Source organism: Cellulomonas sp. P4_H12 (assembly GCF_056400905.1).
The window spans coordinates 39650-55436 of sequence record NZ_JBFUKJ010000004.1 but is presented as its reverse complement, the minus strand read 5'-3'; the positions used below and the strand labels follow the sequence as shown (position 1 = coordinate 55436).

The window sequence follows — 15787 nt, the reverse complement described above, 5'->3', positions numbered from 1 at the left end:
GCATACATCACACGTCTGCACAGTAGGTACTCCCGCATATACTCCCGTCATGACCGTTCCTGACCCGGGCGCCGACGGCCCGCGCATCCCGTCCATCCAAGATCGGATGCCCGCGCAGCGCTTGGGCGTGGCGGTCGTGGAGGCGCTGGTCAACGTGATCGTCACGGGGCAGCTCGCGCCCGGCGACACGCTGCCGCCGGAGGTCCCGCTCGCCAAGCAGTTCGGCGTCTCCCGGACCGTCCTTCGCGAATCGGTCAAGCGACTGGAGGAGAAGGGTCTCGTCTCGGTGGGCCAGGGCCGCGGGACCACCGTGCAGCCCACCCGGTCGTGGAACATGATGGACCGCGTCGTCCTGACGGCTCTCATCGCGCACGACGAGACGCTCGGCGTTCTCGACGAGCTCAGCATCGTCCGCGCCCGCCTCGAGGCTGCCATGGCCGCCGACACCGCTCGCGTCCGCTCGTCGGAGGAGCTCGAGGCGCTGCGGCAGGCCTTGGAGTCCATGCGCGCGTCGCTCGACGACCCCAGCGCCTTCGGTGCGTCCGACGTTCGCTTTCACGACATCGTCATGGAGATCTCCGGCAACCGGCTCGCCGAGAGCATCGCCCGGTCGCTGTTCGAGCGTGCGCGTGACAGCGCGCGGTACCACGGTATGACGCCCCCGTCGTTCCACGAGCAGACGCTGCGCGAGCACGAAGCCGTGTTCGCGACGATCGAGGCCCGCACCACCGAGGCGGCCGAGCACGCGATGTACTCGCACATCATCGACGCCTGGCAGCGCCGCCGGCTGCCCGACCACTCGGGCACCAAGCCGCGCCGCACGTAGCTGCTCGCAGCGCCGCAAGAGCGACGGGGTCGCGCCACGGCTCCCAGGTGGCACCGTCACAGTCAGCGACGCCGTGGTGGATCCGCCCTCATAGCGCAAGCAGCGTGATCTTGACGGCGGTGACCGTGTCGGTTCCGAGAATCGTGAGCCGTTCGTCTCCATTGAGGAGACGTCCCTCGACGAATACCCCGTCGTGCAGTCGCAGCTCGCGCACGCTGTCGATCTCGACGCGCGATCCGTCTCGGCTGAAGTCGATCATCGCCTGCTGACCGACCGCCACGAACTCGAGCGGACCGGTCGCGATCACGATGCCGAACGGCCTGGCGTCGGCCGGCTGCGGCCCGTGGGAGTCGTTGATCGACTCGCTCGGCCGGGTCACGGGCTCGGGAAGCCGGACACCGATGTCGAGAAGCATCTTCGCCAGGAGCTTCGGTGCGCTTCTCACCACGACGGTCATGGAGTCGAGCGTCGCGGTGACCGATTCGGTGCCCTCGTCGAGCGCGAACCCCATGATCCGGCCGTCACGTTGCGCGTCGACGATCTCGGGTGCGAGAGCGAGGATCTGCCGGAACGCGTCGAACAGCTGACTGCCCTCGCGGACGTCGTCGACCCCGAAGACGTGGTAGCCGATGGCATTGAATCCGCCGATCGCACGGAACGCGTCGCCGGTCAGCACTCGCGCCTCCGGGATGAAGAGTGCACTGGTCGCGGACGCGTACTCCCGCATGACGGGTTCGCTGTCGCGGACATAGATGTCTGGGGCGACGAAATCGATTGCGGGCGCGGCGATACGCCATATCCCGCTCATCCGCGCCGTCGGTCCCCCGCTCGGATACCGGCCGGGCTCGTCCTGGCCCGGCTGCGGACCCAGCCACGCATTCGCATACGCGGGCAACGCCTTGATCGACTTGCCTGCAGCGGCCAGGTCGCCGAGGTACCGACCGAATCCCCACGCCATGAACACCTCGTCGGCGACGGCATTGTTGTCGCCGAAGCGATCTGCCCACGAGCGGCGTTCTTCGTTGCTCTGCGCGAACAGCGCGACGACATCGTCGTGGAAGCTCCCGGGATCGTCGCGCACCGCGTCGAGCAGCTCCGACGGTATCGGCGAGCTCCACGCCGTCAGCGCCGGTCCCGAGTGGTCGCGGCTGGCACCGAGCAGGCCGACCTCGTTCTCGACCTGCATCAGGATGATGGTGTGCTCCCCGTCGACGCGTGCGACGTGCGCCATCAGGGCCGCGTACGCGGTTCGATCGGCCGCCCGCAGCTCGCTCGAGAACACGGAGAGCGCGGGCCGCGGCATGGAACCGTCGTAGGTGAAAGGCGCCGGGAACGGGGACGCTCCGAGGCTGGCGCGTTCGAAGCGGACCGGATCCGCACGCACCCACGTCGGCGCATAGGTGGACGAGGCGTTCTTGAACGCACCGAACCAGATCAGGACGAGACGCACTCCGGCGGAACGCGCACCGGCAAGAAGGTGGTCGACAACCTCGAAATCGAATGCGCCCTCGGTCGGCTCCACCTGATCCCACCCGACGGCAGCGACGACCGAGTTGATCCCGGATCGCTCCAGTGACGCCCACACGGGAGCCATGTGCGCCTCGTCGGAGGAGCTCGAATTGTGCAGCTCACCGCCGAGACAGAGGAAAGGCGACCCATCGACGATGAGCTGGGTGTGGCTGGCTGTGCGCTCGAGTCGAGGCAGGCTGGACACAGCGGCTCCTTGTGCATGCGGATCGACGTCGGCGACGCCCTATCTTCCCGCTCGGTGAAGGCGTCGACGCATGACGTCGTCGCCAGATCTGGCCCGCCGCGGCCCGCCCTACCGTGGTGTCGTGGGTATCGCACTGGTCACCGGGGCAGCTGCCGGTCTGGGCTCCGAGTTCGCCTGGCAGCTTGCGACCGCGCGACACGACCTGGTCCTCGTCGACCGGGACGCCGGGCGGCTCGATCGGTTGGCCGGTCAGCTGCGCGCCGTCGCGGGCGTCGAGGTCGAGGTCCTCGTCGMGGACCTGTCGGTCCGCAGCGACGTCGAGCGGGTCGCCGAGCGGCTCCGGTCGGCCGAGCGCCCGGTGGGGCTGCTGGTCAACAACGCCGGCGCCGCTCCGGGGCAGCGGTTCGTGGGCGGCACCCTGGGGCGCGAGGAGGACGTCTACGCCGTCATGGTGCGTGCCGTCCTGGTGCTGTCGCACGCCGCGGTCGGGCCGATGACCGCGCGCGGGCGCGGCGCCATCCTCAACGTGGCGTCGGTCGCCGCTCTCATCACCCTGGGCACCTACTCGGCGCACAAGGCGTGGGTCCGGACGTTCACCGAGGGCCTCGCCGTCGAGCTGCGGGGCACCGGGGTCACCGCGACCGTCGTGTGCCCCGGTTTCGTCCACACCGAGTTCCACGACCGCGCCGGCATCGACATGACGTGGCTGCCGGAGATCGCCTGGTTGCGCGCCGACCACGTCGTCGCCGCCGCCCTCGCCGCCGTGCGGCGCGGCGCCGTCATCTCCACACCGAGCATGCGGTACCGCCTGGGGGCCGCCGCGGCACGGGCGATGCCCCGCTCGGCCGTGCGGGCGATCGGGTCGCCGCGGTCGCGCGCGGGTTCTGGCGACGTCGCGGGGTGACAGCCGCCGGCCATCCGCCCGGCAGCGCATCTGGTCCGACACCTCGGCGTCGGTGCGGCTGTCGCGTCTTCGAGGCTGCCTACGCCGGTTCGGTCCCCGTCGTCCGCTCCAGCACAGCCGCCGAGGCCTCGGCGGCCTCCAGACGCTCGAACGGCCCCGGGCCGGCGCGCGGCCGCGACGGAGCGCCGAGGTGACGGGTGCGGAGCTCGTCCATCAGCTCCTCGAGGAATGCGGGCCCGCTGTCGCGCACGAGCTGTTGTCGGCTCCGCTGCTGGGCGCTGTCTCGGCGCCAGTCGAGGCCCCACGTGCCGAGCGCGTCGAGGACGGGGACCGTGCGGATGCCGGCTTCGGTGAGGCTGTAGCGCGCGCGCTGACCGCGGGCCGCCGTGCCGCGGGTGAGGAGCCCCGCCTCGACCAGGCGCACGAGGCGGTCCGCGAGGATGTTCGAGGCGATGCCCTCGCTCGACCCGGTGAGCAGCGCCCGGAAGTAGCGCCGGTCGTCGAAGACGACGTCACGCAGGATGAGCAACGACCAGCGGTCCCCGAGCACGTCGACGGCGGCGCTGATCGGATCCCTGGACGGTTCCACGACCCCTCCTTGACACGCGTTTCGCCCTCACTATAGTGGTTGCAATCCGCAATCACTATCCGCGACGAGGAGGGACGATGGGCCGCTTCGTCTACGCGATGAACGTCTCCCTCGACCTCCGCATCGAGCAGGTGCCCGGAGACGACGGCGCGGGCGAGTGGCTGCGCATCGACGAGGAGCTGCACCGGGAGCTGAACGCGCAGACCCGGGCGGTGGCGCTCATCGTGCACGGCCGGCGCTTCTACGAGCTGATGGAGGAGTACCAGCCCCGGGCGCGCGACGACGCGTCCCTCCCGGAGGTGCTGCGCGAGTACGGCGAGATCTGGACCGCCAAGCCCAAGGTGCTGGTCTCCCGCACCCGGACGAGCGCCGGTCACCACACGCGGGTCATCGGTGGCGACGACGCGATCGAGCAGCTGGCGGCGCTGCGGGCCGCGACCGAGGGCGCCATCGGCGTGGGCGGGGCCGGGCTCGCCACCCAGCTGCTCCGGGCCGGACTGCTGGACGAGCTGCTGCTCACCACCCATCCCGCGATCCTCGGCTTCGGCCGGCCGCTGTTCGACGACTACACCCTGCCGATCGACCTCGACCTGCTCGAGGAGCGATCGTTCGACTCGGGCGTCACCATGCGGCGCTACGCCATCCGCGACGTGGTGGAGGCCGGCTGATGCTCACCGAGGTCGCCGACGGGGTGCTGGTCCACGAGAGCCGGTTCTGCCAGAGCAACGCGGTCGTCGTGCGCGGTGCCGACGGCGTGCTGCTGGTGGACGCGGGGGTGCACGACGACGAGCTCGCGTGCCTCGCGGACGACGTCCGTGGCCTCGGACAGAGGGTGGCCCTGGGTTTCTCGACGCACCCGCACTGGGACCACCTGCTGTGGCATCCCGGTCTCGGCGACGCGCCCCGCTACGGCACAGGGACCTGCGCGGCGACCGCCCGAGACCGGCTGGCGGGCGGCGTCGCGGCAGTGGCCAAGGCGGTCGGCATCCCGGACGAGGTGCGGCTCGACCTGCTCGGCCTGGTCACCGGCCTGCCCGCCGGGACGGCGCAGATCCCCTGGGACGGTCCCGAGGTGCGGATCGTCGAGCACCGGGCCCACGCGCCCGGCCACGCCGCGCTGCTCATCGAGGGGCGCGGCGTCCTGGTCGCCGGCGACATGCTGTCGGACGTCCTGATCCCGATGCTCGACGGGTTCGCCCCCGACCCGGTCGAGGACTATCTCGCCGCGCTCCAGCTGCTCGAGGACGTGGCGGGTGGCGTCGAGGTCGTCGTCCCCGGTCACGGGTCCGTCGGCGGACGCGGTCAGGCGCGCGAGCGGATCGCACAGGACCGGGAGTACACGCTCGCCCTGCGCGACGGCCGGACCCCGCGCGACCCACGGATCGGCTCCTCGGCCGGGGACGGCTGGGAATGGGTGGCCGACGTCCACGAGGCGCAGCTGCAACGGCTCGCGGAGAGCCGCGGGGGCGACCCTGACCGGACGGCGCGACACTGAGCGCATGAGCGACTGGAACCAGCGAATCATCGACGAGTTCCGTGCGAACGGCGGCGACGTGCGGACGAACGGGTTCGGGAAGGGCCTCGTGCTGCTCCACCACCGCGGCGCCAGGACCGGGACCGAGCGCGTCAGCCCCGTGGCCGGCATCGCGGAGGGCGGCTCCGCGTGGCTCGTCGCGGCTTCCAAGGGCGGCGCACCGGACAACCCGGCCTGGTTCTTCAACCTGCTCGCGCACCCGGACGTCGAGATCGAGACGCCCGACGACGGCACCGTGCCGGTGCACGCGACGCAGCTGCTCGGGGACGAGCGCGACGCCGCGTGGGCGCGGTTCACGGCCCGGTCGGAAGGGTTCCGCTCCTACGAGCAGCGCACGTCGCGCACCATCCCCGTGCTGCGCCTGACCCGCAGGGAGGCGTGACGCACCGTGGACATCACCGTCGAGGACCAGCCGGCCACGCTCGTCGCCGTGCTGCGTGAGCGCGTCGCGATGGACGCCCTGCCCGCCTTCTACGACCGGGCCTACACCCTCGTCGCGCGGGAGGTCGCGGCCGCCGGGTTCGACGTCACCGGTCCCGCGTTCGGCTGGTACCGCGACATGCCGACCGACTCGGTCGACCTCGCCGCCGGCTTCGAGGTCGGTGCCGGCGCGGCGGTCGGCGCCCTGGGCGACGGAGTCGAGGTGGTCGAGGTGCCCGGCGGCCCGGCCGCGGTCGGCGTGCACGTCGGCACCTACGACACCCTGCCCGCCGCGTGGGGCGAGCTCCGGGTGTGGTTGTCGCAGGACGGCGCCGGGATGCGTGGCGACTTCCTCGAGGTGTACCTGAGCGACCCGTCCGAGGTCGCCGACCCCGCTCAGAACGAGACGCGACTGGTGCTGCCGATCGTGCGCTGACGCTTGGGAGAGCTGATCGCCGAGGCACCGACCGCGCGGAAGGCTCTCGCCGGGCCCGACTCCCGGGCGAGGGAGTCCGCCACGGACGCCAGGAGGTCGGCGCCCGGCCCGGTGAGGCTCAGCAGCCGCACCACGGCGTCGCGGACCTCGCCGACCGAGGCGGTGTTGGGGTCGAGCACCTCGCCGACGCCGGTGCGCTCGACGGCCGCCGCGCCGGCGAACTGGTCCGTCGAGAACGGCAGCACCAGCATCGGCGTCGCGGTGCCGACCGCCTCGGTGACCGAGTTGTTGCCGCCGTGCGTCACCAGCACCGCGGCCCTCCGCAAAAGGCGCACCTGCGGCAGGTACTCGCGCACGAGCCACCCCGCGGGCAGCTGACCCAGCTCGGCGACGGGCGTGGCGCCGCTCGCGACCGCGGCCCGGACCCCCGCCGCGCGCAGCGCCGCCACCACGGTGCGCAGCACGTCGCCCCGGACGGACAGGAAGCTGCCGAAGCTGACGTAGACGAACGGCTCCTCCGCGCCGAGCCACGCGTCGACCTCGGGGTCGGCCGGCTCGGGGCGCAGGCTGCCACCCAGGTACTCGTGCGGCGGGAGATGCGACGCGCGCTCCGGCGCGGCGAGCTGCTCGGGGTAGTGGAAGAGCACGAGCGGCCCGTGCAGGGCGAACGCATCCTCCACGGGCGCCCTCCCCGGCGCGAGCACCGCGCCCGCGGCGTTCCACTCCGTCGTGAAGCCGGCGGCGACCCGACGGCACAGCGTGTCCAGCGCGGCCAGCTCGTCCGCGTCGGGCCGGAACGCGCGGGGCCAGACCGGCGGCCGACCGTAGACCTCACCCCCCACCGGCAGCGCCGTCGGGTGGCCGAGCACCACGTCCGCGTACGGCACCTCGCCGGCCCACAGCCCGAGCCGCGCACCGTAGGCGAGGTGGTCGACGAGGATGGCGTCGGGACGGACCGCGTCCACCACGTCCAGGGTGGCGCGGGCCTTCTCGACCGGCTGCCACATGAGGTCGACCAGCCGCTCGCGGGCCTGGTACGCGAGGGTCGGCACCATGCCGTGGCGTGTCGCCTCGAAGAAGCCGCGCAGCGAGTCCGCCTCGTCGTCCGGCTGCTTCTCCGCCCGGATCACGCCCGGGTTGGACCCGCGCCCGAGCTGGAGGAAGGCCGGCTCGTAGCCGAACGAGTCGACGATGCCGGCGGTCGCGTCACCGCTGGCGACGACCACCCGCTCCCMCGCGTCGCGCCACGCCGTGCCCAGGGCTGCCAGCGGGAGGAGGTGCGAGGCGTAGTCCGGGCTGATGATCAGCAGGGTCATCCCAGGCCGACCAACGACGACCGGGCGGCCAGCTCGTCGGCCGCGACCCGTCCGTAGAGGGCCCCGAGCGTCTCGGCCATGCGCTGGATGGTGAAGCTCTTCGCCACGGTCTGGTGCGACGTCGCCGCGCGACGGGCGTCGGTCTCGGCGAGCGACGCGTCCAGCGCGGAACCGATCGCCGCGGCGAGCCGGTCTGCGTGCCACGTGGCGGTCAAGAAGCCGGTGACGCCCTCCTCCACGTACGTCGCGGGGCCGCCCCCGTCGGGAGCGACGACGACGAGGCCGGACGCCATCGCCTCGAGCAGCGCGATGCCGAACTCCTCCTTGAGGCTCGCGCACACGTAGATACCGCGTGGGGCGCTGAGCCCGGGCAGGCCGGTGCGGACCGCCGCGACCCACCGGGCGACCACGTCGTTGGGTCGGTGGCCGGGCAGGAGGAGGCCGCAGGCGGCGCGCCCGTCCGCGGGCACCACGGCGTCGATCAGGGCGAGCTGCTCCCGTTCGTCCGCCGACGGGTCGGCCAGGTCACCGCCGACGACGAGCAGGTTCGCCCGGTCACGCAGCCCGCCGGCCGCCCAGGCCTGCACGAGCGTGGCCACGCCCTTGACCCGGTGGAGCCGACCCACGCTCACGATCAGCGGCAGCGACCGCCGCTCGCTCGGCAGCGCCCCGACCAGGTCGCGCAGCTCGCGCAGCGCGTCCGTCGGCTCGTCGCCCGCGGCGTGCGCCTCCGCCTCCGCCACGGCGCGGTCGACGACGACGAGGTCGACACCCTCCGGCACGATCGTGTGCCGCTCGGGGTGCGCCGTGACGTCGATCCCGACCAGCTCGCGCATGTCGCGCCGCAGCGCCGGGCGGGGGAACAGCACCGTGTGCGCGGCGTTGGCGGCCAGCCGCTGCACCAGCCGGGCGCGGAACCAGAAGTGCTCGACCTCGTCGACCGTGCCGAAGTTCTCCCGCGTGAGTCGGCCGGCCAGGTCGAGCGACTGGATGACGGCGTGCGGGTCGGGCGCGACCGTGAACACGACGGGGATGTCGAGCTCGCTGGCGACGTCGGCGGCGGCCAGGCTGCCGACGTCCGCCATGCGCAGGTGGATCAGGTCGACCCCGCCGGCCGCCCGCAGCACGCGCCGGATGCCCCGCCGGGCGGACACTCGCAGCGACCAGGCGGCGGCCATCGGTACCGGCTCGTGCCGGAGCGGGACCCGCCCGTAGTGGTGCCCGCTCCCGGCCAGCGCGCCGAGATCGGCCGCGGCCTCGGCGACCGACCCGCGCGACAGGGTGAGCACCCGGTCCACGGGCCGCGCGCGGGAGTCGCCGGCGACGAGCGCGTCGCCCAGCCGCACCAGCAGGGTCGCGATCCCCCCGTTGTCGCCCGCGCCCGCGGCGCTGAGCCCGGCATCGATGTCCGCGTGCAGGAACAGTTGCGCGACGCTCAGTCCGTCGGCCTGCGGCTCCCGCCGCCACGACGACCCTGCGCCGATGTCGACGAGCGCCAGCCGGGCGAGGTCCGCCAGCTCGCCGTCCTCGGCGGCCAGGCGGTCGAGCAGCCCGACGACCGAGGTGTCCCCCGGGCGCTGGCCGAGCGCCGCCACCGCCGCGCCGCGCACCCGGACGTCCTCGGCCGCGTCGCCGGCGAGCGCCAGCAGGGGTCGGACCGCGACGGCGTGCCGGACGAGGCCCAGCGTCTCCACGACGCGGGCGCGCGCCCCCGGCTCGGTCACCCCGAGCAGGGCCGACTCCAGACCCACGGCCACGGGCTCCGGCGCTCCCGCGGACCACTGCTCGAGCGTCCGCTGGGCGAGCATGCCGCCGAACCCGCCGGCCTCGGTCATGCCGATGAGCCGCGCGACCGCGTCGGCGCGCGGCAGCCCGGAGCCGATCACCCACGCGGCGTGCTCCCGGACGAAGGGCCGCTCGTCCGACAGGAGCCGCGCGACGGCGCGCGAGGCCTCGTCGTCGCCGATCTTTCCCAGCGCGTGCACGGCGGCCACCGCCACGAGCTGGTCCGTGTCGTGCAGGGCGCCCGTGAGCACGCGGATCGTCCGCACGCCGGGATCGCGGGTGCTCTCGAACGCGAGCTCGTCGGCGAGCCGCATGCCGTCGACGATGCGCTCGGCCGCCCGGAGCTCGTCGAGCGCGGTCTGGATGCCCATGCCGGTCACCTGCTTCCTTGCGGCGGCCGACACGACACTCGTTGCGGCACGGCCGATGCTAGGTCGGCTCTGGGCGACCGGCTCGTCGAGTTCCTGGCAGAGCTCTCAGGTTCGGTGCGTACTCGACGCCTTCCGGGCCGGCCGGATGGCGGTCCGCCGCCTGGGCGGCGGCACGGGACCTTGGCGCCGGTGCCAGGCTGTGCGCATGCCGGACCTAACCCTCCCCGAGCCGCGGACCCCGGACCCGGCTGACGCACCTCCCCTGCGCTGGGGGATCCTCGCCCCCGGCCACATCGCCGGGCACTGGGCGACCGCCCTGCGCGAGCACACCCGGCAGCGGCTCGTCGCGGTCGGGTCGCGCTCGCCGGAACGTGCCGCGGCCTTCGCGGCCGCGCACGGCGTGGAGCGGGTGCACGCGTCGTACGAGGCGCTCGTCGACGACCCCGGCGTGGACGCCGTCTACGTGGCGAGCCCGCACAGCCACCACCGCGACCACGCCCTGCTCGCGCTGCGCGCCGGCAAGCACGTGCTCGTGGAGAAGGCGTTCACGCGCAACGCCGCCGAGGCCCGCGAGCTCGTGGCGGCCGCGCGCGCGGCGGGCGTGCTGCTCATGGAGGCGATGTGGACGCGGTACCTCCCCCACAGCGACGTCATCCGTCAGGTCCTCGAGGATGGCCTGCTCGGAGAGGTGCACCGGATCACCGCGGACTACGGCGTGCGTGCGCACCAGGACGCGTCGCACCGCCTGCTCGACCCCGCGCTCGCGGGCGGCGTCCTGCTGGACCTGGGCATCTATCCGCTGTCGTTCGCCTCCGGGGTCGCGCGCGCAGCGGGCCTGTCCACGCGCCCGACGAGCGTGCAGGCCGCGGGCTCGCTGACCACGACGGGGGTGGACGCGCAGGTGAGCGCCCAGATCGGCCCCGGCGCAGCGCAGGCGCAGCTGTTCACGTCCATGCTCACGGCCTCGGGGCACACGGCTCAGGTGTACGGCTCGCTCGGCCGGATCGAGGTGGACGACCGGTGCTACGTGCCTGCCGGCGTCACGCTGACCGTCGACGGACGCACCGGCACCTGGGACGCCAACCGCGTGCACGGCTACGGCGGCCTGTCCTTCCAGGCCGCCGCGCTCGCGACGTACGCGGCGCAGGGCTGCACCGACTCACCCCTGCTGCCTCTCGACGAGACGGTCACCATCCTCGAGACGGCCGACGAGATCCGCCGTCAGGTCGGCGTGGTCTACCCGGGCGAGGACTGAGGAGCTCAGTGCACGTCGTCAGTACGACGTCGGGCCGTGCTCGGCGTCGAAGATGTGCCGGCAGCCGGTGCACTCGCCCCGGTCCGGCCCGTCGTCCTCGGGGAACTGGGTCGCCGGCGTGACGAACCGACCGCACAGGCTCATCCCGTCGCGGAAGAAGTGCTGCCTGCGGTCGTTGCCCGCGAGCCGCAGCCAGCCCTCGGTGTAGCTCAGCACCATGTCGGTCTCCTGTCCGGGGTCGCGCGCCCCTGCATCCATGGTTCCGCCGCTGACCGCCCCGCAGGCATGACCAAAGGCCCTCGGGACCGGTCGCGGTGCGCCAGAATTCGCCGATGCCCCTACGACGCTCTCGGGCCGTCCTCGTGTGGTTCGCCGCCGTCGCCGTGGTGCTCGCCCTTCTCGCCGTCCTCGTCGCGCGCGGGGTGCTCTGGCCCAACCGGCTCCTCGCCGCCCGGTACGACGTGCGCGGGGTGGACGTGTCCGCGTACCAGGGCCGTATCGACTGGCCCACGCTCGCGGCGCAGGACGTCGACTTCGCCTACGTCAAGGCGACGGAGGGGTCGGGATTCGTCGACGAACGCTTCGAGGACAACCTGCGAGGGGCTCGCGAGGCGGGACTGCTGGTCGGCGCGTACCACTTCTTCAGCTTCGAGAGCCCGGGGCGGTCCCAGGCGGAGCGGATCATCGCGACGGTCCCCGAAGACGGCGACCTGCTCCCGGTCGCGATCGACGTCGAGCACTACGGCGAGCACGTCGGGCACCCGCCCGACCCCGAGGCTGTGCGGGTGCAGCTCACCGCCCTCCTGGACGCGCTGCGCGAGCACTACGGCGTCGAACCCGTGATCTACGCGACGCAGTCCGCCTACGCCCGCTACGTCGCCGGGCACTTCCCCGGCACGCCGATCTGGATCCGGGCGGTGTACGCGCCACCCCGCCTGACCGACCACCGTCGGTGGACGTTCTGGCAGTACTCGGACCACGACCGACTCGACGGCTACGAGGGCGAGGAGCCGTCCATCGACGTCAACGTCTTCCACGGAGACCTCGACGAGCTCCGTGCTCTGCGGGCCGGCCGTTGACCCTCGGGCCACCCGAGGGTCCACAGTTCTGCTGTGGACACCGACGACCTCACCATCGGCAGGTTCGGGCGCCTCTGTGGACTCTCCGTGCACACGCTGCGGCACTATGACGACGTCGGGCTGCTGACCCCGGCCCGCGTGGACGAGTCGACCGGCTACCGCTACTACCGGGCCGACCAGCTGGAACGCGCCCGTCACATCCGTTCCCTGCGGTGGACCGACCTCTCCGTCGAGGACACCCGCACGGTCCTCGACGACCCCGAAGGGGCATCGGCCGTGCTCGACGCCCACCGCGCCCGCCTCGAGCGCGAGCACGCACGGATCGCCGCGAGCCTCGGGGACACCTCACGGGTCGCGGACGAAGGACTGCCCACGGCGACCCGTCACGCAGGCGCCCGGCCCGTGCAGATCAAGCTGCTGGTGGCCGACCAGGACGCCGCGGCCGCGTTCTACATCGACGCCTTCGGGTTCGACTACGAGGTGACCCAGCGCACCGCGGACGAGGACTTCTTCGGCTTCACCTTCGGCCGGTACGGCGAGGGCGACTTCTTCCTCGTCCACCTCCAGACCGCCGACTACCCGGGCGCCGCCGGCCCGGCGACGATCGGTCTGCTCGTCGACGACCTCGACGCGGCCCACCGCCGAGCGCTCGCCGCGGGCGCGACCGAGGTGCTCGGCCCGCACGAGTCCGACGGCATGCCGCGGTCGGCGGCCGTGCGGGACCCCGACGCCAACGTGGTCTGGCTGTACCAGGGGTGAGGACGACAACGGCCCCGGTGCTGCGCCGCGACTCTCGTCGCGGGCTGCACCGGGGCCGCATGTCCGTCAGCACCTGTTGGCCTTCGCCCACCGCGCCCGCTTGTCCTTGTTGCGCGCGGCTTGAACCGCCCCCAGCGCCATTGGGGGCTGTCGAAGATCAGCCACCCGGACCATGGCCGTCAGCCGCTCTCGTAGCGGCGCGTTCCACCTCCGGGCCGATCCTTCGCGATGGGATGCTGACACCACCGCGCAGACCGGGAGATCCAAAGTTGAACTATACACGGATCCTGGTCATGTGTCCACCACGCATGGATGCCCCCTGCACCCAGGGCGCTCCTGTTCCATGTCGGCGGCCCGTGGAAGGGTGACAGGCACAGCCCACCACCGTCGAAGGAGACCCCTGTGGCCACGTACCTGAACCCGTACCTGAACTTCCGCGACACGGCGCGCCAGGCGATGGAGTTCTACCAGTCCGTGTTCGGCGGCGAGCTGACGCTGAGCACGTTCGGCGAGTTCCAGGCGACCGAGGACCCGGCCGAGGTCGACAACATCATGCACGGACAGCTCGAGACGCCGAACGGGTTCGTGCTCATGGGCGCCGACACGCCCGCCCACATGGGGCTCCCCGCGGAGAGCAGCGTCTCGGTGTCTCTCAGCGGTGAGGACGAGACGGAGCTGCGCGGCTACTGGGACAAGCTCGCCGACGGCGCCACGATCGTGGTCCCGCTGGCGGCCGCTCCGTGGGGCGCGACGTTCGGCATGCTGGACGACAAGTACGGCACCCACTGGCTGGTGAACATCACGCCCGCACAGGGGTAGCCGTTCGCTAGCGTACGGCCGTGACGTTCCTGCAGCCCCACGACCGCGTCCTGCTCACCGGGGACTCCATCACCGACTGGGGGCGGGACCGCGCCGACCCGACGAGCCTCGGGCACGGGTACGCGGGAATCGTCGCGGCGCTGGCGGGCGCCCGCCGGCCGGACCTCGCGCTCACCTTCCTCAACCGGGGCGTGGGCGGTGACACGTCCGGGATGCTGCGCGCGCGGTGGGACCGGGACGCGGTCGCCCTGGCGCCGACGGTCGTCTCGATCCTCGTCGGCATCAACGACACGTGGCGCCGCTACGACTCGGGCGACCCGACATCCACCGACGAGTACGAGGACAACCTGCGGGCCATCGTCTCGACCGTCGACCGCCTCGTCCTGGTCGAGCCGTTCCTCGTTCCCGTCCGCGCCGAGCAGCACGCCTGGCGCGAGGACCTCGACCCGCGGCTCGCCGTCGTGCGCCGGGTGGCCGCCGAGCACCGCGCGGTGCTCGTGCCCGCCGACGGCCTGTTCGCGGCCGCGGCGGTCCGCACGACGCCCGAGGCGTGGGCGTTCGACGGCGTGCACCCGACGCCGGCGGGGCACGGGCTGCTCGCCGAGGCGTGGCTGCGCGCGGTCGGGATCGACCGACCGTCCACCTGATGGGGATGCTTTGCGCAGGTCGGGACGTTGACGCTAGCGTCGTGGCCGATCGTGTCCCGCACCCGCGGGACGACGGTGAACGACCGAACCGGTCTCGGAGGACGAAGCGATGAGCGTGCTGCCTGCCGCCCCCGCCGTCCTCGTGCACGCCCGCGTGGCGCTGCCCTGTTGTCGCTGTCTGTAGAGCGCTGGCTGCTCCCACGCGTGCGGACCCCTGAGCGGGGACCGTCTCCCGCGCCAGCGCTCGCCCCAGGCCCGGGATCCGCGATCCGGGCCGCTCGTCCGGCGCACAGCCGCCGCCGGAGCCCCAGACTCCGCTAGTCCCCCACCAGCTGCCGGCCGGCCGGCAGCTTCGACCGAAGAGGAACCATGGCACGCATCTACGACGACGCGACGGCGCTCATCGGCAACACCCCGCTGGTCCGCATCAACAAGATCACCGACGGTGCCCCCGCCACCGTCGTGGGCAAGCTCGAGTTCTACAACCCCGCCAACTCGGTCAAGGACCGCATCGGCGTCGCGATCATCAACGCGGCCGAGGCGTCCGGCGAGCTCAAGCCCGGCGGCACGATCGTCGAGGCGACCAGCGGCAACACCGGCATCGCGCTCGCGTTCGTCGGCGCGGCTCGCGGCTACAAGGTCGTGCTGACCATGCCCGAGACCATGTCGAAGGAGCGCCGCGCGCTGCTGCGCGCGTTCGGCGCGGAGCTCATCCTCACGCCGGGCTCCGAGGGCATGAAGGGGGCGGTCAACCGCGCCGACGAGATCGTCGCCGAGCGCGAGGGCGCCATCCTGGCCCGCCAGTTCGCCAACGAGGCCAACCCCGAGATCCACCGCACGACCACCGCCGAGGAGATCTGGGCGGACACCGACGGCGAGATCGACATCCTCGTCGCCGGCATCGGCACCGGCGGCACCATCACCGGCGTCGGCCAGGTGCTCAAGGCCCGCAAGCCCGGCGTGCAGATCGTCGGCGTCGAGCCGGCCGAGTCGCCCATCCTCAACGGCGGCGCCCCCGGCCCGCACAAGATCCAGGGCATCGGCGCCAACTTCGTTCCCGAGATCCTCGACACCACGATCTACGACGAGATCATCGACGTCGACGCCGAGACGGCCGTCAAGGTCGCCCGCCGCGCCGCCGCCGAGGAGGGCCTGCTGGTCGGCATCTCGTCCGGCGCCGCCCTGCACGCCGCCACCATCCTGGCCAACCGCCCGGAGAACGCCGGCAAGCTGATCGTCGCGATCATCCCGTCGTTCGGCGAGCGCTACCTGTCGACCGTGCTCTACGCGGACCTGCTCGACTGAGCGCCCGCGTCCCGTCCCCCCGCACGAA

17 protein-coding genes are annotated in these 15787 nt (G+C 72.8%); 12 read left to right on the top strand and 5 right to left on the bottom strand.

Annotation, left to right across the window (positions count from 1 at the left end):
• The first annotated feature begins 49 nt into the window (after positions 1 to 49).
• Positions 50 to 826 (top strand): FadR/GntR family transcriptional regulator, encoded by a 777-nt coding sequence (locus tag AC1DQC_RS03740; RefSeq protein ID WP_477049874.1) that lies wholly within the window; start codon positions 50 to 52, stop codon positions 824 to 826.
• Between the two features lie 88 nt (positions 827 to 914).
• Here the strand turns inward: AC1DQC_RS03740 and AC1DQC_RS03735 are convergent, their stop codons facing one another.
• The gene (locus tag AC1DQC_RS03735; protein ID WP_477049873.1) at positions 915 to 2540 is read right to left on the bottom strand and encodes a DUF5597 domain-containing protein; all 1626 of its coding nucleotides are present in this window, start codon (positions 2538 to 2540) and stop codon (positions 915 to 917) included.
• Between the two features lie 121 nt (positions 2541 to 2661).
• On the opposite strand from AC1DQC_RS03735, the gene AC1DQC_RS03730 reads away from it, so the two are divergent.
• Positions 2662 to 3444 carry an SDR family NAD(P)-dependent oxidoreductase gene (locus AC1DQC_RS03730; protein WP_477049872.1) on the top strand — a complete coding sequence of 261 codons (783 nt, stop codon included), beginning with the start codon at positions 2662 to 2664 and terminating at the stop codon, positions 3442 to 3444.
• A 79-nt stretch (positions 3445 to 3523) separates the two neighbouring features.
• Here AC1DQC_RS03730 and AC1DQC_RS03725 read toward each other — a convergent pair whose 3' ends face one another.
• Positions 3524 to 4033, bottom strand: a complete 510-nt coding sequence (locus AC1DQC_RS03725) for a winged helix-turn-helix transcriptional regulator (RefSeq protein WP_477049871.1) — start codon at positions 4031 to 4033, stop codon at positions 3524 to 3526.
• A gap of 77 nt (positions 4034 to 4110) precedes the next feature.
• Between AC1DQC_RS03725 and AC1DQC_RS03720 the strand changes: the two genes are divergently transcribed.
• From AC1DQC_RS03720 to AC1DQC_RS03705, 4 genes are read left to right on the top strand one after another with little or no spacing between them, the layout of a single operon-like run.
• Positions 4111 to 4701, top strand: coding sequence for a dihydrofolate reductase family protein (locus AC1DQC_RS03720; RefSeq protein WP_477049870.1), 591 nt, complete (start codon positions 4111 to 4113; stop codon positions 4699 to 4701).
• A complete protein-coding gene (locus AC1DQC_RS03715; protein WP_477049869.1) occupies positions 4701 to 5528 on the top strand; it encodes an MBL fold metallo-hydrolase in 828 nt (275 codons plus the stop codon). Before AC1DQC_RS03720 ends, AC1DQC_RS03715 begins: the two co-directional genes overlap by 1 nt.
• Positions 5529 to 5532: 4 nt before the next feature.
• Positions 5533 to 5949, top strand: coding sequence for a nitroreductase/quinone reductase family protein (locus AC1DQC_RS03710; RefSeq protein ID WP_477049868.1), 417 nt, complete (start codon positions 5533 to 5535; stop codon positions 5947 to 5949).
• A gap of 6 nt (positions 5950 to 5955) precedes the next feature.
• A complete protein-coding gene (locus AC1DQC_RS03705; protein WP_477049867.1) occupies positions 5956 to 6423 on the top strand; it encodes a GyrI-like domain-containing protein in 468 nt (155 codons plus the stop codon).
• Here AC1DQC_RS03705 and AC1DQC_RS03700 read toward each other — a convergent pair.
• Both AC1DQC_RS03700 and AC1DQC_RS03695 read right to left on the bottom strand, forming a co-directional pair.
• Positions 6384 to 7739 (bottom strand): nucleotide disphospho-sugar-binding domain-containing protein, encoded by a 1356-nt coding sequence (locus AC1DQC_RS03700; protein WP_477049866.1) that lies wholly within the window; start codon positions 7737 to 7739, stop codon positions 6384 to 6386. The two genes, AC1DQC_RS03705 and AC1DQC_RS03700, sit on opposite strands and share 40 nt — an antisense overlap.
• Positions 7736 to 9895, bottom strand: a complete 2160-nt coding sequence (locus tag AC1DQC_RS03695; RefSeq protein ID WP_477049865.1) for a glycosyltransferase — start codon at positions 9893 to 9895, stop codon at positions 7736 to 7738. Before AC1DQC_RS03695 ends, AC1DQC_RS03700 begins: the two co-directional genes overlap by 4 nt.
• Before the next feature lie 205 nt (positions 9896 to 10100).
• Between AC1DQC_RS03695 and AC1DQC_RS03690 the strand changes: the two genes are divergently transcribed.
• Complete coding sequence (locus AC1DQC_RS03690; RefSeq protein ID WP_477049864.1) at positions 10101 to 11150, top strand: Gfo/Idh/MocA family protein; 1050 nt, start codon at positions 10101 to 10103, stop codon at positions 11148 to 11150.
• Positions 11151 to 11168: 18 nt separating this feature from the next.
• Here the strand turns inward: AC1DQC_RS03690 and AC1DQC_RS03685 are convergent, their stop codons facing one another.
• A complete protein-coding gene (locus AC1DQC_RS03685; RefSeq protein WP_477049863.1) occupies positions 11169 to 11369 on the bottom strand; it encodes a hypothetical protein in 201 nt (66 codons plus the stop codon).
• Between the two features lie 113 nt (positions 11370 to 11482).
• Between AC1DQC_RS03685 and AC1DQC_RS03680 the strand changes: the two genes are divergently transcribed.
• The 5 genes from AC1DQC_RS03680 to cysK all read left to right on the top strand — a co-directional run bounded on the left by AC1DQC_RS03680 (position 11483) and on the right by cysK (position 15759).
• Positions 11483 to 12229 carry a GH25 family lysozyme gene (locus AC1DQC_RS03680; protein ID WP_477049862.1) on the top strand — a complete coding sequence of 249 codons (747 nt, stop codon included), beginning with the start codon at positions 11483 to 11485 and terminating at the stop codon, positions 12227 to 12229.
• Between the two features lie 33 nt (positions 12230 to 12262).
• Positions 12263 to 12988, top strand: a complete 726-nt coding sequence (locus AC1DQC_RS03675; RefSeq protein WP_477049861.1) for a MerR family transcriptional regulator — start codon at positions 12263 to 12265, stop codon at positions 12986 to 12988.
• 402 nt (positions 12989 to 13390) lie between these two features.
• Entirely contained in the window at positions 13391 to 13807 is a 417-nt protein-coding gene (locus tag AC1DQC_RS03670) for a VOC family protein (RefSeq protein ID WP_477049860.1), read from the top strand.
• Positions 13808 to 13827: 20 nt separating this feature from the next.
• Positions 13828 to 14454: an SGNH/GDSL hydrolase family protein gene (locus AC1DQC_RS03665; protein ID WP_477049859.1), complete on the top strand. Its 627-nt coding sequence runs from the start codon at positions 13828 to 13830 to the stop codon at positions 14452 to 14454.
• A 369-nt stretch (positions 14455 to 14823) separates the two neighbouring features.
• Positions 14824 to 15759, top strand: a complete 936-nt coding sequence (gene cysK, locus AC1DQC_RS03660) for a cysteine synthase A (protein WP_477049858.1) — start codon at positions 14824 to 14826, stop codon at positions 15757 to 15759.
• Positions 15760 to 15787 lie beyond the last annotated feature (28 nt).